This window comes from Chitinophaga sp. Cy-1792, from assembly GCF_011752935.1.
Classification (GTDB): Bacteria; Bacteroidota; Bacteroidia; order Chitinophagales; family Chitinophagaceae; genus Chitinophaga.
Map to the genome: position 1 here is coordinate 359,691 of NZ_VWWO01000002.1, position 21,021 is coordinate 380,711.

Annotated in this window: 14 protein-coding genes; 13 read left to right on the forward strand and 1 reads right to left on the reverse strand. The window is 45.5% G+C overall.

The features are described 5' to 3' along the window. Positions 1–8: 8 nt before the first annotated feature. The 13 genes from F3J22_RS15840 to F3J22_RS15900 all read left to right on the forward strand — a co-directional run bounded on the left by F3J22_RS15840 (position 9) and on the right by F3J22_RS15900 (position 18,114). Positions 9–1,853: a RagB/SusD family nutrient uptake outer membrane protein gene (locus F3J22_RS15840; RefSeq protein ID WP_167018934.1), complete on the forward strand. Its 1,845-nt coding sequence runs from the start codon at positions 9–11 to the stop codon at positions 1,851–1,853. A 20-nt stretch (positions 1,854–1,873) separates the two neighbouring features. Beyond that, positions 1,874–2,587, forward strand: coding sequence for a DUF3823 domain-containing protein (locus F3J22_RS15845; protein WP_167018935.1), 714 nt, complete (start codon positions 1,874–1,876; stop codon positions 2,585–2,587). Between the two features lie 86 nt (positions 2,588–2,673). Beyond that, positions 2,674–3,627: a family 43 glycosylhydrolase gene (locus F3J22_RS15850; RefSeq protein WP_167018936.1), complete on the forward strand. Its 954-nt coding sequence runs from the start codon at positions 2,674–2,676 to the stop codon at positions 3,625–3,627. A 31-nt stretch (positions 3,628–3,658) separates the two neighbouring features. Continuing rightward, on the forward strand, positions 3,659–4,936 hold the full coding sequence (locus tag F3J22_RS15855; protein WP_370459430.1) for a glycoside hydrolase family 71/99-like protein: 1,278 nt from the start codon (positions 3,659–3,661) through the stop codon (positions 4,934–4,936). Positions 4,937–4,955: 19 nt separating this feature from the next. After that, positions 4,956–7,193, forward strand: a complete 2,238-nt coding sequence (locus tag F3J22_RS15860) for a GH92 family glycosyl hydrolase (RefSeq protein WP_167018937.1) — start codon at positions 4,956–4,958, stop codon at positions 7,191–7,193. 756 nt (positions 7,194–7,949) lie between these two features. Then, entirely contained in the window at positions 7,950–11,225 is a 3,276-nt protein-coding gene (locus F3J22_RS15865) for a TonB-dependent receptor (protein ID WP_240155110.1), read from the forward strand. 44 nt (positions 11,226–11,269) lie between these two features. Further along, positions 11,270–13,195 carry a RagB/SusD family nutrient uptake outer membrane protein gene (locus F3J22_RS15870; protein ID WP_167018938.1) on the forward strand — a complete coding sequence of 642 codons (1,926 nt, stop codon included), beginning with the start codon at positions 11,270–11,272 and terminating at the stop codon, positions 13,193–13,195. 36 nt (positions 13,196–13,231) lie between these two features. After that, positions 13,232–14,434, forward strand: a complete 1,203-nt coding sequence (locus F3J22_RS15875) for a DUF5000 domain-containing lipoprotein (RefSeq protein ID WP_167018939.1) — start codon at positions 13,232–13,234, stop codon at positions 14,432–14,434. 26 nt (positions 14,435–14,460) lie between these two features. Then, complete coding sequence (locus F3J22_RS15880) at positions 14,461–15,138, forward strand: DUF4998 domain-containing protein (protein ID WP_167018940.1); 678 nt, start codon at positions 14,461–14,463, stop codon at positions 15,136–15,138. Positions 15,139–15,404: 266 nt separating this feature from the next. Continuing rightward, positions 15,405–16,235, forward strand: coding sequence for a helix-turn-helix domain-containing protein (locus F3J22_RS15885; protein WP_167018941.1), 831 nt, complete (start codon positions 15,405–15,407; stop codon positions 16,233–16,235). 161 nt (positions 16,236–16,396) lie between these two features. Further along, the gene (locus tag F3J22_RS15890; RefSeq protein WP_167018942.1) at positions 16,397–16,786 is read left to right on the forward strand and encodes a hypothetical protein; all 390 of its coding nucleotides are present in this window, start codon (positions 16,397–16,399) and stop codon (positions 16,784–16,786) included. 203 nt (positions 16,787–16,989) lie between these two features. Then, positions 16,990–17,664, forward strand: a complete 675-nt coding sequence (locus tag F3J22_RS15895) for a hypothetical protein (RefSeq protein ID WP_167018943.1) — start codon at positions 16,990–16,992, stop codon at positions 17,662–17,664. A gap of 51 nt (positions 17,665–17,715) precedes the next feature. Then, positions 17,716–18,114, forward strand: coding sequence for a hypothetical protein (locus tag F3J22_RS15900; RefSeq protein ID WP_167018944.1), 399 nt, complete (start codon positions 17,716–17,718; stop codon positions 18,112–18,114). 7 nt (positions 18,115–18,121) lie between these two features. On the opposite strand, the gene F3J22_RS15905 is transcribed toward F3J22_RS15900, so the two are convergent. Further along, positions 18,122–20,998, reverse strand: coding sequence for a triple tyrosine motif-containing protein (locus tag F3J22_RS15905; protein ID WP_167018945.1), 2,877 nt, complete (start codon positions 20,996–20,998; stop codon positions 18,122–18,124). Positions 20,999–21,021 lie beyond the last annotated feature (23 nt).

Sequence of the window (21,021 nt, forward strand, 5' to 3'; positions counted from 1 at the left end):
TTTTCTATATGAAAATAAAATATTTAGTACTGGTACTGATAGGGCTTGCCTTCGGAGCTTGTAATAAGCTGGATGTTGCGCCTTTGAATATCATTAAAGACCAGGACATCTTCACAAATGAAACAGGTGTGACCGCATACCTGGCAAGCATATACGGTACTTTACCGATCGAAGACTTCCAATATCAGCCTAATAATGGTTTCATGAATGGTGACGGTGGCAGATGGCAGTGCTTTTTCCAGCCGGGTGCTATCTGCGGTGAACTCGCAGGCCCTTATGGCGGTACGGGCGATGCTGCACAGGGCTTCGGTTTCTGGCCATACGACAAGATCCGTATCGTCAATTATATGCTGACGAATTTCCCTAAATATCAGAAAGCATTTCAAACAGACAAATACAATCAATGGCTGGGAGAGGCTTATTTCTGCCGTGCCTACCTGTACTTTGCCCTGGTAAAACGTTATGGAGGTATTCCTATCGTGCGTACCCTGCAAAACTATCCTGAGCAAAGCATTACAGAATTGCAGGTGCCACGTAATAAAGAGCAGGAAGTGTATGATTTCATTGCTTCCGACCTGGATAGTGCTGCCATGCTGATGAGCGCCACCAGTCCAAGGTCCAGGGCTAACAAATATGTAGCTGCCGCCTATAAATCCCGGGCCATGCTCTATGCCGGTACCATCGCCAAATACGGTGCATCCAACTTTGTAGATGGTGATGCACGTCAGAAAGGATTTGCAGGTATTCCTGCCGATCAGGCCAACCGCTATTTCCAGGCAGCCTACGATGCGGCAAAACTGGTAGAAGGCCACTACAGCCTCTATCGTAAAGCAGATGACAAAATACAGAACTACACTGATCTGTTCCTTGACCAGAGCAGTACTGAAACTATATACGCTAAAGACTATTCAATTGCCAGTGGTACCCCACACAGCTGGGATGCTACCATGACCTGCCGCCTGATGACCGCAGATGGTTTGTCAAGAGCTTATCCTACCCTTGACCTGGTAGAGCGTTTTACAGGTCCGTTAAATATTGTGAATGCTGACGGAACGCCTAAACGCTTTACCAACAAGGCGGATATCCTCCAGGGGCTGGAGCCTCGTTTGCAGGCAACCATCTATTTCCCTGGCGCGACGCTGCGTGGTTATACCTTCGATGCGCAACGTGGTATCTACAAAACATTTGGTGGTAACGCTGCAGATGAAATGCCTAATAACATGACCAGCAGCTGGGACCAGCCAGCCAACCTGCTGTTGTCCGGAGACGTAAACCAGCTGTATAATGGTCGCCGTATCGTGGGTCTCACCGGTATCAAAACCGATGGTGATGACTTAACACGTACAGGCCTTTACGTTAGAAAGTATGTTAACTATAAGGCTGACCAGGCTAGTTGCGGACTTTACCAGAGTACACAGAGCTGGATCGATATGCGTTATGCAGAAGTATTGCTGAACAGGGCAGAAGCAGCCATGGAACTGGGTACCGCTCCTATGCAGGCAGATGCGCTGAATGCTATCAATCAGCTGCGCGACAGAGCAGGTGCCACCCTGGCCACCAGCAATATCACCATTGACTCTGTTCGTAACGAACGCTGCAAAGAGCTGGCCTTCGAACACCATTTATGGTGGGACCTGAGAAGATGGCGTACGGCTGATAAGGAACTGGATAACCGTCGCTTCTATGGACTGTTGCCGTACTATGTCGACAATGAAAGTAAGTACATCTTCCTCAAACAGATCGAAACATTCCAGCGTAGCTACAACTTCGAAAAGAAATGGTACTACGAGCCTATTCCGGGTGGTGAATTAGGTAAGAATCCTAACCTGTTCCCTAATAACCCTGGTTACTAACAAATTTAAATTTTAAGGTTATGAAGAAAACGATATATAGTCTCCTGGTTGCAGCAGTGGTTGGTATGGGTTATTCCTGTAAAAAAGTGGATAACTATGCGGGGCCCAATGCGGCGTTTCAGGGCAATGTGATAGATGTAATAACAGGTAAGAACCTGCTCACAGAAAGTGGTGGTTACGCCGTGCAACTGGATGAACTGAGCTGGAGCAGCACACCTACGCCTTATTATATTCCTGCTAAGCAGGACGGTACATATGAAGATACCCGTATCTTCTCTGGTCACTACCGTGTAACGCCAACGCAGGGCGCTTTCTGGCCGCTAACAGATACGACATATATAGATATTGCCGGTAATAGCAGCCATGATTTTAAAGTAACACCATACCTGGAAATCCAGAATTTTACCTGGAAGCTTTCCGGTACCACGCTGCAGATGACGTTCAACCTTTTCGCACCGAAATCCGAAGGTATGCCTGATGTCATCGATATACAGCCTTTCGTAAACAATACACCGTTTGTGGGCAGTGGTGCCACTATCTATAACGTATACACGGGGCCCAATATCAAAACGATCAATGCACCGTATACTGATGTGATAGCGAAAACTACCTATACACTTACAGTGCCTAATCTGCTGAGCGGACGCACGTTCTACGCCCGTGTAGGCGTTCGCGTGAACGACAGCTACAAAAAGTTTAACTACTCAGAAATAGTCAAGGTGGATGTCCCTTGATGGTTCTTCATACCAGAGGGGGGCGTCTGCCCCTCTCTAACTCTTTAAGATATTATTCAGCCCAATCAGATTAAAAGAAAATGGAAATGCTTCTGAAGAAAAATTATTTACGGTCACTCATCGCCGTACCTTTGCTGACGCTGTCTGCCACCTTTGTTTCCAATAATTGCCAGGCACAGAAAAATCCTTTTGTTACCGATATTTATACTGCTGATCCTTCTGCGCATGTCTGGGCAGATGGCAGATTATATGTATACCCCTCCCATGATGTAGCCCCGCCCCGTGGCTGCGACCTGATGGACCATTACCATGTATATTCCACAGATGATATGGTACACTGGAAAGATCATGGTGAAATACTGAATTCAAGTCAGGTGCCCTGGGGCCGCAAAGAGGGCGGCTTCATGTGGGCGCCGGACTGTGCCTACAAAAATGGCGTTTACTATTATTATTTTCCACACCCTAGTGGAACAGAATGGAACAAAACCTGGAAAATAGGTGTGGCTACCAGTACCAAGCCTGCCAGCGATTTCAAGGTACAGGGCTATATAGAAGGACTGGAGGCTATGATTGATCCGGCGGTATTTACAGATGATGACGGCCAGGTTTATTTCTATTATGGCGGTGGTGGCAAGTGCATGGGCGGTAAGCTGCAGGATAATATGATGGCCATCGATGGCCAGATGAAACCAATGGAAGGCTTGGTAGACTTCCATGAAGCTTCGTGGGTGCATAAACGTAATGGCATCTACTATCTTTCCTATTCAGATAACCACGATAAAGACGGAAAACATAACCGCATGTGTTATGCCATGAGTAAGAGTCCGCTCGGCCCATGGGAATACAAAGGTGTGTATATGGAATCTACCGATAGCTATACCAATCATGGCTCCATTGTAGAATACAAAGGGCAGTGGTATGCATTTTATCATAATAGTTCCTTGTCGCACCACGACTGGCTCCGCTCTATCTGTGTAGATAAACTGTACTACAATCCCGATGGCACTATCCAGCTGGTTAAACAAACCACGGGTAAGTAGTTATTTTCTCTTACCATCTAAATAAAATATTGTGAAAATCTATATAACAGCAATATTATTGGTAGCTGCCTGTGGTGTAATTTCCTGTTCGAAAGGTGGAGGTAATAATCCTTCCGGCGGAACAGGAACAGGTACTACCGATACAACTACAAAAGTGGTCTGGCCATCACCCGCAGGCGATGTAGTAGGTAAGGTGACCGTAGGTTATCAGGGATGGTTTGCCTGTCCGGGAGATGGTTCCCCCATCAACCTGTGGTGGCACTGGAGTACGGACTGGGGGAAGTCTCCTTCACCCGCTACGCAGGGGATAAAATCCTGGCCTGACGTCAGCGACTATACGAATATCTTTCCTACTGCCTTCGCCAATTTAGGTAATGGCAAGCCGGCATCACTGTACTCCTCCTATAGTGAACAAACAGTGATGGTGCAGTTTTCCTGGATGCAGCAATATGGTATAGATGTAGCGGCATTGCAGCGTTTCAATCCCAGTGGTATAGAAGGCCCTGTAAGGGATTCTATGGCCGCAAAGGTGCGCAGGGCAGCAGAGAAATATAACCGCAAGTTTTATATCATGTATGATGTCAGCGGCTGGACGAATATGCAATCAGAGATAAAGGCCGACTGGACGAATAAGATGAAGGCATATACGCAATCCTCTGCCTATGCCATGCAGAATAACAAACCGGTGGTATGTATCTGGGGGTTTGGGTTTAGCGATGAAAATCATACCTGGTCCGCAGATGTATGCCTGGATGTGATTAAATGGTTTAAATCGCAGGGCTGCTATGTGATTGGTGGTGTACCGACACACTGGCGGGATCAGACCAGCGACAGCCGTTTCGGCTATATGGATGTCTACAAAGCATTTAATATGTTGTCGCCCTGGATGGTGGGCCGTATCGGTAAGGTTTCCGAGTCAGATAATTTCCTGACACAGGTCAACAAGCCTGATCTCGCCTTTTGCAAAGCCAATGGTATCGATTATCAGCCTTGCATATTGCCGGGCGACTTACAGGAGCACCAGCGTGTACATGGCGACTTTATGTGGCGGCAGTTTTACAATATGACACAGTTGGGTTGCCAGGGCATTTATATTTCCATGTACGATGAATATAACGAAGGTAATCAGATTGCCAAGACGGCGGCTACCGCTATGGATGCGCCGGCAGGAGCAGGATTTGTAACATTGGATGAAGATGGAACAGCCTGTTCAGCAGATTATTACCTGCGTTTGACCAGGGATGGCGGGAAGATGTTTAAGAACCAATTAACGCTGACGGCTACACGACCAACAGCGCCAGTAGAATAGCTGTCAGATATAATAGTTTATGAAGAAAAAAATATTTATTACCTGTGCGGCTGCCATGGTAAGCTATGGCGCCACTTATGCGCAGCAGGATGTATTATCCTATGTACACCCGGAGATAGGCGGAGTAGGCACTTTGCTGGAGCCTACGCGCCCAACGATGCAGTTACCAAATGAGATGATGCGTATGACGCCGGTACGTGCCGATTACCTGGACGATCAGATCAGCAGCTTTCCGCTGTTGCTGGTATCGCACAGGCTGGGGCAGGTGTTTGCCATGAAGCCCAACAACGATCAGCAATTGAGTGAGTCATCCTATAATACCCGTTTAGCATATGACCAGGGGGCAGAACAACGAGCTCCCTGGCATTACTATACTAACCTGGTAGAAAAAGATATCACCGTAGATTATACCGTAGGAAAGAAAGTAGGATTTTTCCGTTTTACGTTTCCTGCCGGAAGTCCGAAGCGATTACTGTTTAACACGTATTATGGCGGCCGCAACTGGTGGCGGTTCGACAATGACAGCACCATAACAGGTATGCAGGTATACCAGGTAGAGGAGGGGCATCAGTCTATACCCGTATATGTTTACGGGCGTTTTAACAAGGCGGCCAAAGCGGGCGGATTTACTAACGGTAACGCCACTACGCAGCAGCAGGTAGAAGGAGAAAAGGCAAAAGCCTGGGTATCTTTTGATGGTGCGGATAATGTGGTAGAGATGGGATATGCAGTCTCTTTTATCAGCGAGGCACAGGCAAAGCAGAACTTTCTGAATGAATTGGGAAGCGGTCAGACCTTTGAGCAGGTGGAAACCACTGCTAAAGCGGCCTGGCAGGATGTGATGGGGCAGATACAGGTAGAAGGCGGAACGCCCGATCAGCGCAGAAGTTTTTATACCGCCCTTTACCGTTGCTATGAGCGTATGGTGAATATCTCTGAAGATGGTAAATATTACAGCGGATATGATAACAAGGTACATACCGACAATCGTCCTTTTTATGTAGATGATTGGGTATGGGATACCTATCTGGCCTTACATCCGCTGCGTACCATCCTGCGTCCGGAGCGGGAGCAGGACATGCTGCAGTCGTACGTGCGTATGTATGAGCAAAGTGGTTGGATGCCAACGTTTCCGGTAATCTTCGGGGACCATGCCTGTATGAATGGTTTCCATTCTTCTGTGATGGTACTCGATGCCTACAGGAAGGGGTTGAAAAACTTTGATGTAGCAAAGGCTTATGAAGGTATGCGCAAGAATGCCACAGATGCAACGATGCTGCCATGGCGTAACGGTCCTAAAACCACGCTGGACGACTTCTATCATGAGCGCCATTATTTCCCGGCGCTGAAATCAGGTGAGAAAGATCCGGTGAAGGAAGTACATCCGTTTGAGAAGCGTCAGGCCGTGGCGGTGACGCTGGGAGGAGCCTACGACGACTGGGCTGTGGGCCAGCTGGCGGACGATCTGGGTAAGACAGCCGATGCGAAGACATTTAATGCACGTGGACAAAATTATCAATACCTCTGGAATGCTGACCGTCAGTTTTTCCTGCCTAAAGACAGTGCTGGTCATTGGATTCAGATAGACCCGGTATTCGATGGCGGTATGGGTGGCCGCGAATACTACGATGAAAACAATGGCTGGACGTATATGTGGCAGGTACAGCAGGATATTCCTGGTCTGATAAAGCTGATGAACGGTAAAGAAGGCTTTGAAAAACGACTGGATCAGCTATTCCGGGAGGGATTGGGTAGAAGCAGGTATGAGTTCTGGGCTAAGTTTCCGGATGCTACCGGCTTAGTGGGCCAGTATTCGATGGGGAACGAACCCAGTTTCTTCATTCCTTACCTGTACAACTATACGAAATCGCCATGGAAGGCGCAGCAGCGTATCCGTTTGTTGTTAAAGACCTGGTTTGATGATAATATTTTTGGTATCCCGGGAGATGAAGACGGAGGAGGTATGTCTGCCTTTGTAGTATTCTCGTCTATGGGATTCTATCCGATGACACCTGGTGTGCCCCGGTATACGATCGGGAGTCCGGTATTTTCCAGGGTGACAGTGCACCTTAGCGGTGGCAAAGACTTTACGGTAATAGCCAATGGCTGTTCTGAGGTGAATAAATATATACAGTCTGCCAAACTGAATGGCGTGGCTATAAATACGCCGTGGTTTACGCATATGCAGCTGATGAATGGCGGCACGCTGGAGCTGGAGATGGGCAGCAAGCCTAATAAGAGCTGGGGGATAGAGTAAGCGGTTATCATCATTAACAACATAACAAAGGCCTCTTTCTACTTAGTAGAAAGAGGCTTTTGTTATTACTTGAATTGGCGTTGATACCGTGTGCGTAGAATCATGATAATTTAAATAGCTGTAATCTGTTACTGGCGGGCGTTCTGATGAGTTTGTCAGGATAGTTTTATATAGCTGATTTTTATGTAAATGGTTGATTTTCAATTGTTATTATTTTTTATTGGAATCGATTGTTATTTTAATAAATGGTAAGATAGTATAATTAATTATTAAAATAGTATCATTTTGGATATTCAAAATTTACTTGATTTGTGGAATAATGCAAACGATTGCAATAGTTACTGTAAGAACAACCAAAATGCGACACTATAGCGAACCTATACTGTTTAATGAATAGTGAACTAATGAAACTACAGATTGACTGAATGATCCCGAAGGAGAGAGCTGACTAATAGCACTTAGCAAGATACATGATGGCCACCTTTTGTACTGAGACGGTGGTTTTCCTGACAATTCTTGAAGTATTAACAAAGAAATCCACGAATGAAATTGATATGTAAGGCGAAAGCACGCGTCCTTGCATAATGGCCTTTTATTTTTTATTTCCACGGAATATGAAGATCAGACTACGTCTTACGGGGCGAAGCGGATACTTATTTTCCTATACCGACATCACCCAAAACCAGAACCAACAAAGGAGCAGCGGATAATCCCGCCTTTATTTTTTTCGCAAACCAAAAGCTAAATCGGAATTTCATGATTAGAAACTTATGCAAAAATGCTTACGTACTGTTGCTGCTTCTGCCACACTTTACATCGGCAAAAAGTAGTACAGTCAAAGGTTTTATGCCAGGGGACCTGCACAACAACTATTCTTCCAATCTATCACGTGAACGTATACACGTAGAAAAATTATTATCACTGGAACGACTACACGAAAATGAGTTGCTGGCAGATAAAGAAATAAAAGGAAAAGTAACGGATAGCAGCGGCGTTGCGATTCCGGGCGTAACGATTGTGGTGAAGAACAAACCTTCAACAGGTACCACCACGGATATTAATGGCCGCTACATACTGATGGTGCCGGAAAATGCCACCATTGTATTTACCATGATGGGCTTTGAGCCAAAGGAAGTACATATCACTAACCAGTCGGCGGTGAATATGGTAATGAAACCTTCTACCAACAACCTGAATGAAACGGTCATCGTAGCATACGGCACACAGAAACGAAAAGAAGTAGTAGGTTCTGTTACCACGATTAGCGTGTCTGATCTGAAAGTGCCTTCCAGTAACCTGACCACCGCACTGGCGGGCAGGGCAGCGGGGCTGATTGCTTTTCAGCGTAGCGGCGAGCCGGGAGCGGATAACGCCAACTTCTTTGTACGCGGTGTTACCACCTTCGGTTACAAACAGGACCCGCTGATACTTATTGATGGCGTGGAGCTTTCCACCGAAGACCTCGCGCGGCTTCGCCCGGATGATATCGAGAGTTTTTCCATCATGAAGGATGCTACCTCCACTGCTTTGTATGGTGCACGTGGCGCCAATGGCGTTATCCTTGTAACCACCAAACGTGGTAAAGTAGGGCCGGCGAAAGTAAATTTCCGTGCTGAAAATTCCGTTTCAGCGCCAACAAAAAATATCAAGTTCGCCGATGGTGTTACCTATATGAAGCTGGCCAATGAAGCACAGCAGACCAGGAACCCGAGTCTGGGAGAAGTATACCCGGAAGATAAGATCCGGGCAACAGCAGCCGGTGATGATCCTATTTACTATCCGAATGTTGACTGGCAGGAGATGCTGTTCAAGAAATATGCAGTGAACCAGCGTGTCAACCTCAACGTTAGCGGTGGCGGCGGGGTAGCCAGGTATTTTGTATCGGGCTCCTATACCAATGACCAGGGGGTATTGAAAGTAGATAAACAGAGTAACTTCAACTCCAATATCAATATTAAACGCTATACACTACGTGCAAACGTAGACGTGGATTTAACCAAATCAACCCTGCTGACGATTCGTACCAACGGTAACTTTGATGATTATCGCGGCCCGCTGGGAAGTAGTACCACCGCTGGTGGTTCGTGGATGTACCGAATGGTTATGCACTCCAACCCGGTAAGGTTTCCTGCCTATTATCCAAAAGATGCAGCACACAGCTATGTGAACCATATTCTTTTTGGTAACTATGGTACAGACGATAATCCTTTTGTTGGTCCGAACTACAGCAATCCATATGCAGAGATGGTTCGCGGGTATAAAGATGAATCCAGGTCTTTCATGACCGCCCAGGCGGAACTGAAGCAGGGACTCGATTTCATCCTGAAGGGTCTTACTTTCAGAACGATGTTCAACGTTAACCGTACTTCCAACTTTTATGTATCCAGGTATTATAATCCCTTCTACTACAATGCTGTTGGTTACGATCCTGCTACCAAAACCTATCAGTTACAGGAGCTGAACCCTAATACCGCAACGGAGTACCTGAACTTTGGATCTGGTATATCCGACAACAGCGGTCTGAAATCTGTATTCTACTGGGAGAGTTCATTGATGTATAATACTGCGGTTGGCAAGCATAATTTCAGTGGAATGCTGATCAATGTAATGCGTAGCAGTGCCAATCCGTTGGGCGGTTCGCTGCTGAAAACAATGCCTTCCAGGAACTCAGGCTTGTCGGGCCGTATTACGTATAACTACGATTCTCGTTATTTTGCCGAGTTCAACTTTGGTTATAACGGTTCAGAAAAATTTGATGCTTCGCACAGATTTGGCTTCTTCCCGTCTGCAGGAGCTGCCTGGACGATCTCCAACGAAAACTTCTTCAAGGAATCTTCCCTGGGAACATGGATTACAAACCTGAAGCTCCGTGGAACATACGGCCTGGTTGGTAATGACGCCATCGGTGATGAAAGCGACCGGTTCTTTTATATGTCTACCACCAACGCAAATGACGCCACCAAGGGTGCTACTTTTGGTACAGACAGGACCTATACCAAAAATGGTTACAGCGTTACACGTTATCCAAACCCGGACGTAACCTGGGAGAAGTCATACCAGGGTAACCTGGCACTGGAATTAAGTATCAAGGATAAGCTCACTTTTACCGGTGAAATTTACAATTATCATCGTAAGGATATCCTCATGCCCCGTGCCGACCTGCCAAGTACCATGGGATTACAATCTGTTCCCAAAGCCAACATCGGTGAGGCTATCAGCAAAGGGGTAGATCTCTCGCTGAACTACGACCAGCATTATAAAGACAGCTGGTTCCAGTTGATGGCGAATCTGACCTTTGCCCAGGGTAGGTATTCAAGGTATGAAGAACCGGAATACCTGGGTAGTGAAAGGTACCGTTCCAAGGTGGGGCAGTCTGTAACACAGGGCTATGGCTATATTGCTGAACGCTTATTCGTAGACGATAAGGAAGCAGCGAACGCTCCAAAACAAAATTTTGGCAATTATGGCGGAGGTGATATCAAATACCTGGACGTAAATAAAGACGGACAGATTACCGAGGCAGACAAAGTGCCTATCGGGTTTCCTACTACTCCTGAAATTGTGTATGGCTTTGGTTTTTCAGCCGGATACAAAAACTGGGATATCTCCGCATTCTTCCAGGGTGTGGGCCGTGAATCTTTCTTTATCGATGCCGACTCCACTGCTCCTTTTGTAGGAGAAACGCAGCTGATGCAGGCTTATGCCGATAGTCACTGGTCTGAAGAGAACCAGAATGTATATGCGATGTGGCCAAGATTAAGTACAACGAGAAACACCAACAACATGCAGCCGAGCACCTGGTGGATGCGCAACGGCGCCTTCCTCCGGTTGAAGCAGCTGGAAATCGGATATAATCTTCCTAAATCCTTACAACGTAGAATGAGAACTTCTGCATTCAGGATATATGCCAATGCTACCAATCTGTTCTGTTTATCCAAGTTTGATTTATGGGATGTGGAAATGGGCGGAAACGGCCTGAAATACCCGGTGCAGCGTGTATTTAATATCGGGGTTAACCTGACTTTTAATTAGTGGGAAATGTAAATGATCTAAGGTACCCGAAAAAATTATAACAGATGAAATTATCAAAACTCGTTCTATATATAGCAGTAACAGGAATGACACTGACCGGTCTTTCTTCCTGTAAAAAATACCTGGACTTTATCCCGGATAACGTCCCCACCATCGACAATGCCTTTGCGATGCGTACGGAAGCAGAGAAATACCTGTTTACCTGTTACAGTTACCTGCCTGCAACCGGTTCTCCAACCGGTAATGTGGCTTTTGCCGGGGGAGATGAGTGGTCATTGATTTATCCTTTTGTGCCGTCAGCCACGCAGCCACCCGCATATAATATTGCATTGGGCCTGCAGAACGTGGTGACGCCCTATATGAACAGTTGGGATGGAGAGAATGGCAGTAAGTCTTATTTTCAGGCTTTACGCGATTGTAACATCTTCCTGGACAATATAGCGAAGGTACCGGATATGGAATCTTCTGAAAAAAGCAGGTGGATAGCAGAAGTAAAATTTCTGAAAGCCTATTACCATTTTATGCTGTTGCGTGCCTATGGCCCGATTCCGTTAGTGAAGAAAAATCTGGAGATTGAATCTTCCACAGAAGCGACGAAAGTATACCGTGAGCCTATAGATACCTGTTTCAATTACATTGTACAGTTGCTGGATGAGGCCAAAGAATTTTTGCCTGATCAGGTTAGTAATCCTGCCGGTGAACTGGGGCGCATTACAAAACCGATATTGCTGGCGATGAAGGCGAAGATCCTGGTATATGCTGCCAGTCCGCTTTTCAATGGCAACCAGGATTACGGTACGTTCATGGATAATCGCAAAATCCCTTACTTCAATCCGCAGAAAGACGACAATAAATGGCGGAAAGCGGCAGATGCCTGTAAGGAAGCTGTAGATGCATGCACAGGAATAGGATTGCAATTATATGTATACAATCCGGGTGTTACCAATAATACAATTTCTGCACGTCAGAAAATTGAGATGAGTATACGGAATGCAGTTTGTGAGAAATGGAATTCAGAGCTTATCTGGGCAAATACCAACAGTTTGGTGAGCGACCTGCAAACTTTCAGTATTCCGCGCGGCCTGGACCCAACCTATTCCGACAACACCTCACCCAAAGGTCAGCTGGCACCGCCGCTGCGGATAGTAGAAAACTTCTATTCAAAGAATGGATTGCCTATTTCGGAAGACAGGACTTATCCTTACAGTAACAGGTATAATTTACGTACAGCCGTTGCTGCAGAAAACGTAGACCTGGAAACAGGGTATATCACCGCTGTACTGAACTTCGACCGGGAGCCCCGTTATTATGCCAACCTGGGCTTTGATGGCGGTAAATGGTACGGGCAGGGTAAATATGATGAGAAAGGAACCATTCTCACCGTTAAAGCGAAAAAAGGCCAGCCGGCCTCTCAGCAGGTGCAGTTTGCCTTTTCCACTACCGGCTATTGGGTGAAGAAATATGTCCATTTCCAGGATGTGATCGGATCCAGTTCCACCATGACCTACATCTACTATTCATGGCCGGAATTCAGGCTGGCAGACCTTTACCTGTTATATGCAGAAGCACTCAACGAGGTAAATGGCCCTACCAGCGAAACCCTTGGCTGGATTAACCAGGTACGTACCAGGGCGGGAATACCTACCGTAGAAGATGCCTGGACCAACTACTCCAACAATCCAGGAAAATTCCAGACTAAAGACGGGCTGCGTACTATTATCCACCAGGAGAGAAGCAACGAAATGGCTTTTGAAGGACAGCGGTTCTGGGACCTCAGACGCTGGAAAGAAGCGCCACAGGTATACAATGGCCCTATTGCCGGCTGGGACATCACCCAGGGCACAGAAGCGGCTTATTACCGGGTTAAGACCATCTATTTTCAGACGTTCAGCCTGAAAGATTATTTCTGGCCGATCAAAGACAAGAACCTGACCGTCAACAGAAACCTGGTCCAGAACCCAGGGTGGTAAACTGATATCTACAATTATTTTTTTAAATAATGCCTTATGAAGAAATTATTTCCTGCCATCATCTTACTCACTGGTCTGACCTGGTTGGCCTGTAAGAAGGAGAGCACGCCTGTACATATCGATATGAATGCGCCGGCACCGGCGTCGCTGGTAAAGGTTCGCATTACCAATATTCCGGGGGGCGCCATCCTTAACTATGATATTCCCAATGACCCGAACCTGCTGTATGTAAAGGCAGTATATAATGCCAATACAGAACTGCAGCGGGAGTCCAAAGCGTCTTTGTATGGCGATACCCTTATCGTATCCGGGTTTGGAGACACCTTGCCGCATATCGTAAAATTATATGCCGTAGGTAGAAACGAGAAGGCCTCGGCGCCATTGGAAGTGACCGTAAATCCATTGTCGCCGCCGGTACGGGAAACCTTTAAGACGTTTAATCTGCAGGCGACCTTTGGCGGCGCTGCCCTGTTATTCAAGAATGCAGCAGCTACACCGCTCACTTATTATATCATGGTGGATACTACCGGTAAAAAAACCTGGAAAACGCTCCGTATTTACACCAGTAGCAGCACCGATGGAAGTGTCACCTATCGGGGGATGGATACCATCACCAAAAATTTTGCCGCCTATATAAAAGACCGGTACGGCAATAAATCAGATACACAGTATGCTACTTTCAAACCCATCTTTGAGCGGCCTATTGATAAATCGACCTTCAAGGAAGTGGACCTGCCTACAGATAACTATGAAGGTCATACCTGGTCGGGATTATCATTGCGTGTCATGAGTTTTATGTGGAACAATATCTGGAACTCGGATAATGATGTATTCCATACAAAAACAAGTATAGCACTGATGCCGGCGTGGTTTACATTCGATATGGGCGCAACCAACCTGCTGAGTCGCTTTAAGTTTTATCATCGCTCCGGTACCAGTGGTGCATATGTAGGGGGAGATCCGCAGATATTTGAATTCTACGGCAGTAATAAGCCAAATCCGGATGGTAGCTGGGACGACTCCTGGACATTCATCGGTCGTTTCAATTCCGTAAAGCCTACAGCAGGAACGGCAGTTACAGCAGAGGATAAAACTTTTGCCTGTGTAAACGGGGAGGAGTTTGACATTCCGCCTGGAACACCTGCCTATAGGTATATCCGTGTGAGAATTCTCAAAACCTGGGGAGATTTCACCTATTTCTATATTTCAGAGCTCTCCTTCTGGGGATCTAAACAGTAACCGGACCTGAGACAAAAATAATTATCATGCTGAAGAAACTAATATTATCTGTAGCGGTGGCAGCAGCATTGCCTGCATGTACCAAGATGGATGACAACTATAAAGACAGGCTTGTGCCTAACGGGATCGTATATACGGGGAAAGCCGCAGATGTAAAAATCTGGCCTGGCAGGGAAAGGGCGATTATTTCGTGGCTTCGTGGTTCCGACCCGAGAATTAAGAAAGCTACGATATACTGGAATAGCAAGGCCGACTCCCTGACGGTGGACGTACCCGCCAAGGGGTCATTGGATACCATTTTTGCGCCCATATCCAGTATTAAGGAAGGTACCTATACATTTAGTGTCGTTACAACGGATGGGGCTGGAAATTATTCCGTAAAAGTAGATTCACTGGGTACCATTTACGGGCCTTTGTATGAGTCGAGACTTAGCCCGAGGGCGTTTAAGAGCGTGTCTGTCAGCGGTCAGAACCTTATTGTCAGGTGGTTTAAATCCGGCGACCCTACCGCAATAAGTACCACGATGAATTATACCGATAACAATGGTAAGCCGGCTAAATTCAGCTTTGGCGGCGACCCAGACAGTGTGATCCTCCTTAATTATAAGGCTACGGCGAAGTTTACCTACAGTACCATGTACGTGCCGGGAAAACTGGCGATCGACTCCTTTTATTCAAGGGTAGATACAATTAAAGTTCAATAATAAGGCAATATCAACATGATCGGAACCGGTTTCTATTCATAGAGACCGGTTTTTTTGTGCCCATACATTTTTTGAATTCTTTTGTCCGGATTCTTTTCAGGAACCGGCAAAAAATGTATATTGAGGGTGTATAACACATGGGACCAGACCAACTTCCATGTCTATTTTATCCAACGACGACCTGACTATCCATAAAATACAGGAGAATAGCAGTAGCATGAGATGCCACAGGATTTTATCTTATTCATAACTGATTATTCCGGACTATGAAGTTTAAGACTTATTTGCCACACCCTGCTTTGCGGGAGTTTGTTAGTACTATTGCCATTTATGCCACGGACTTCACGCAGGACGGTGGTTTATCCAATATGTACCGGTTTGTACCTACTTATCAGCGGTTTATCATGTTTTACCTGGAAGATCCTATCAAGGTACAGCGGGTATATGCGGATGAGTTTGTGACCAAGTCGGTAAGTCTGACCGTGGGGCCGCTGGAGCGTGCGGTGATGCTGGATATGGGGCAGAAGCACCTGGGGATAGGCGTGGCTTTTAAGCCGGGCGGCTTATTCCGTTTGCTGAATATTCATATGACGGAGTTACATGAGCAGGATTTTGATACGCGGTTATTTCTGGGGAGTGATATTGATGATATCAACGATAAGCTGAAGGAGCATATCAGCGATTGGGATGCTATGATAGGGATTATAGAGGCCTATCTGCTGAAGAAGCTGCACAAGCTGAAGCCGCAGAATACCGTGGACCTGGTGATGGACAACCTGGTCAGTCATGCCGGTAACCTGACGATAGAGCAGCTGGCTGCCGATGCCTGTATCAGTATGCGGCAGTTTGAGCGGAAATGTGTGGAACGTACGGGGATGTCGCCGAAGCGTTATGCACGGCTGATCCGGTTCTGTAAGGCCTATCATTTGAAGGAGAGTCACCCTTCCGCCACCTGGACGCGCATTGCGCATGTGAGTGGCTACTATGACCAGATGCATTTTATACGTGATTTTAAGGAGTTTGCCGGTATTACACCTTCCATTCTGGATGAAGAGGAACTGGTGAATACCATACGTTTACATGGTATCATGAGTTAAAAAGAACAAAATGTCGCATTTGTACTATGCTTGCATATGATTACTTGATAACTTTGATGGATTGTATATCGCTGTCTTTCCTTTCGCCATTCGGAGAGCAATGCTGACATGCTTTTAGCCTTTGTTTGTTATCCTCAAAATTGTGTCCGATATTTAATCTCATGGATAGCCAGGACCACATTGCAGATAACCCGCAGATTGCCCATTTTTTTGCCGGAAAACCGGACATTACCCGTGATTTATTCAATTTTTTTATTTCCAGGTATCTGCAACTGGGGCATATCTGCCTGGTGCCCACCAAAACGATGATTGCTGTTACCGCCGGTACGGCTGATAGCCGGCGCATTGCCTGGGTGACCCAGTTCGGGAAAAATTTCATTCATGTGGTATTTCCTTTCAGGGAAGAATATGCCGATAACCTTTGTTTCACCAAGGTGGGGAAGGTACCTGGCAGTGCTACACAGTATAACCATCATTTTCGTATGTGCTTCACCGATGATGTCAATGATGAGGTAGAAAGTTATATGAAGAAGGCTTTACTGGAAGGTTGATATTTTCAGTTTTTCAGATGATAACCCCGGATTTACCAGCAATTGTAACCCTGTTGTTGAAATGATACGCGTTCGCTCTCTCTGATAATATTCTTTTTGTTCATTTTTATTCAGGCTGTTCATTTTTGTTCGTGTGTTTTTGCATATTGATTATGCTTTACTTTTGAAGCGTTAACCCGATTACAAATTCATAAGTTGATGTAATGACCTACGATGCTTTATGGTGGGCACTGCTGGCAGGTTCCATTGGTATATCCGTGGGATTGTCAGAGTTACTGAACAGGTACAGGACTTTTCATTATATACTGGTCAACAGGTTTAGTTATGTGTATATGCTCATTAACTTTTTAGGTGCGGTAATGGCGTATGTGATCATAAAAGTATACCACCTGAATTTAGGACCCATTAATCAGCATGAGCTGGGATTGTCCCTGGTAGCAGGTTTTGGCGCAATGATTTTCCTAAGGAGTTCTTTCTTTTCTTATAAAGATGGAAAAAATAAAATAGTGGAGGTAGGGCCATCGATAATTTTAAGTGTTTTTCTAAAAACTGCAGAACGGCAATTTGATCAGATTTTGTCGAAGGAGTATATCAGGAAAATTTGTGTGGTATTAAATGAGCTGGAAGATCAACTTGATGCGGAGAATTGTGTGTTCATAACAAATCATGCGATGCACGTATTGTCTAAAGATGAAAAGGAGGATTTAGTTTTTGCAGTTAGAAAAATTATGAATGATGGATTTAAATCGGAAAGGGCGAAGACAATAGCAGTAGGATTAATCATTATTCAGCATACTGGAATTGATTTATTTATAGAAATACTTAATGCGTTAAAGTTGGAAGCAACGAAATTTACTGTTGTTACAGAAACCTTATAATCGCTTTAAATGAAAAACGGGTTTTATTGAAATAATTACAAAGCTAGAATTATGTATTGTTCTTCAAATGATATCATGGATACCTCTGGGTTTACCAGTACCAGAGTACTGGTTTCCTATCTGGAAAATATTAGCGTTGATATTGAGGTGATCGCCAAAAATAGCACTAATGAATTAGTAAAAGCTAAGTTGCTACTTTTTGAGAAATGCAGGAATGATGAGTATAGTCACCTTTACAGAAGAGTAGTTAATTGCACTATCATCATTTCACAAATAGCCAGGATAGTCCATGAAGCAGATGAACCCAATGGGAAAGCCTGTATACGCAATATAGCCATCGCACTCATTAATATGGTAAAAATGTATAAAAAACAACATTTTGTTGATTTAGCCAATAGTATTGCCCAGGATATAAACATGATATCCAGGGAACAAAAAATAGTAGCGTAGTCAATGCTTAATGCTCACTATACGCCACTTCCATCAAAAAGTCATATAAATTCGTTTCCCCCGGAATATCCAGTTTCTTCCTTAACCGGTATCGGCTGGTTTCAACCCCACGCACACTGATGCCCATTGTCTGCGCAATTTCCTTGGTGGTAAGGTTGATACGCAGGTAGGCGCACAGCTTCAGATCGGTGGTGGTTAGCTCAGGGAATTTCTTTTTCAGGGTGAGCAGGTAATTATTATGCACCTGATCGAAGTGCTGAGAGAATTGTGTCCAGTCTTCTTCATTATTTTCTGCCTCTTCAAAAAGTTTCATCAGCTTCCTGAATTTAGGCATGGGAGCAGGATCTGCTATTTTTTTGATAGACTCGAGGAAAGCTTCTTTGATGTCAGAAAGGACTTTACCTTTCTGTACGATGTTCATCGCGGCGGTAGCCAGTTCTTTGTTTTTATGTTGTACGTCTGCCTGCAGGTTTTCGTTACGCAGGCGTATCAGCTGCATTTCGTTGCGTTCCAGCTCCAGCTGGTGCTTGAAGATCAGCTGCTCCTGCTCCCTGCGATGCTTTTCCTGCTGGATGGCCAGCCGTTTTTGCTGCCGCAGATAAACGAAGTAGATCAGCAGGATGAACAACATAATATAAATACTCCATGCCAGCCATGTCTGGTACCATGCCGGCGCAATATAAAAGCTGTAGGAGGCAGCAGCAGAGGCTTTGCCGAGGTTGTCGCGGGCTGTCACCATAAACGTATAATGCCCGAAAGGAAGGTTGGTATATTCTTTCTCCGTTTTGTCAGACCAGTCAGAGACCTCCTTATCATAACCTTTCAGCTGATAACTGTAATGGATATTGCTGTTTTGTCCGTAGGCAGGGGAAGAGAATTCGAACCTGAAATTACGGTATGCATTGGGTAGGCTGATTTCCGCAGATGCGTTACCATTGTCATATCCGCCGTATAACACACTGTCCATTTTTTTGTCGCCGGCCATGATACGGCCAAACAGAATGGTCGGGCCACCATGCTGTTCTGCATATTTTTTGTAATTCAGGTGGATGATCCCTTTATCACCTGCCATGAATATATTTTCATCATTATAGGGGTAAATAAATTCAAATCCACTGATGATCTGCCCTGTCAATTCCGGGAACCAGGTGATTTTTTGGGTGGTGATATCTGCCAGTCCTACCTTTTTATCAGATACGAACCAGATATTGCCGTTGGCATCTTCGCGGAGGTATTTAATGACCATATCCCTGAAGATCGGTTGCCATTTTACTGCCGGCTGGAACCGGTCTGACTGCCGGTTATATTCGTATATGCCCTGGGTTGTTGCTGCAACCATTTCCTGTTGCAGGGTGAAAACGAAGTTGTTGTTGTCGGTAGGGAGCCCTTCTTTTTGGCCGTATACCTTAAACTGCAAACTATCTGCTACAAAGGTCAGGTGATAAATACCGCGGTAGGGATGAGACGACCAGAGGTTTCCTTTGCCGTCGGGCGCCAGGAAGCGCAGTGATTCATATAATCCTTCGATATGGTGTTTCACTTTGAGGTTGTTGCCATCGGCTTCTATCGCCGATAAACCGATATAGTTCCCGATGATGAGGCGTTTGCCTATGGGCTGGTATATCCAGCTACCGACGTCTTTCAGCAACGGAATGGCGTTGTTGTTCCGTATTTCAAAGGTGCCGTCCTGGTGGCCCATCAGCAGATGGTCGTCATAAACGCTGAGGTTCCAGATTTGTCCGGCGGTATTGGGCATCCTGGTAAACTGGCCTTTGGTCAGACTAAAATCCTCCGACTCATCGAGGGGAGTACTGTAAAGTCCGTCTGTAGTACCGATATACATCTGATGATGAAAGATAGCCGCGGTATAGGAGCCGAGAACATTACGACGGTCTGGCACGATGTATTTCACCGGTGCATCATATTGTAATTTGTCTATACCATTTTCCAGGGCCATCCAGAGGTTGGTGCGGCCATCTGCAAAAATGCGGAGCACATTATTATTCTGCATGCCTTCCACACGGGAAAACTGTTGTATTACTTTTCCGCTGGGCAGGTCTATGATATAAACACCATTGGAAAATGTGCCTATAGCGTATTGCTGGTCACGTAACCGGAGGCCGCAGTAAATATGTGTGCCGCGGAAAACCTGGTCTGCTGCTGTGTTTACAGGGTATAGCCGGTTATTGTATATCTTGAACAAACCGTCTTTGATGGTAGCTACCAGGAGGGTGTCGTTCTGTTCATCGAGGAAGGCACTGATGACAATTTTTCTTTCGGTGATGGCGGTACAGAAAGGTTTCCAGGCATTGTTTTCAAATCTATATAAACCAGTGGCATGATCTTCTGCATATAAATTCTTACCACTGCTACCCAATGTTTTCCATTCCAACTTCGCGAAATAGACGTCTATCTTACCTTTATTGTCGAGCTTAAAAATCTTGTTAGGTGTACGAAAAAATACATCCTGGTGGTAGGGTACAATGTTCCATACATCAGCAAACTGCTGCTTTCCTGCAGGGATGTTGGGTTTCAGCGAAGTGTATTTTAATTCGCCCTGATCATCTGCTTTAAAATATCCGAACTCATCCTGTGCACCTACGTAAATGCGGCCATGGTCGCCGACTTTCACAGACCGTACCCTTGTTTTATTTGGTACCTGGAAAATATTCCAGCTGCTGCCATTGAAGGTAATTAACCCATCGTTGTTGGCGAAATACATAATGCCATGCTGGTCCATGTCTATATCCCACGTCTGACCATTTCCATGATATTGTGATTTGTCGTAGTTGGCTACGGCCGACAGACCAATTGTATTTTGAGCGATTAGCGGTTGACCTGAAATCAGCAGTATAAGAATAATAATATACCTCATCCTGTTCATGGGGGTAAAAGTATATTTTTTTT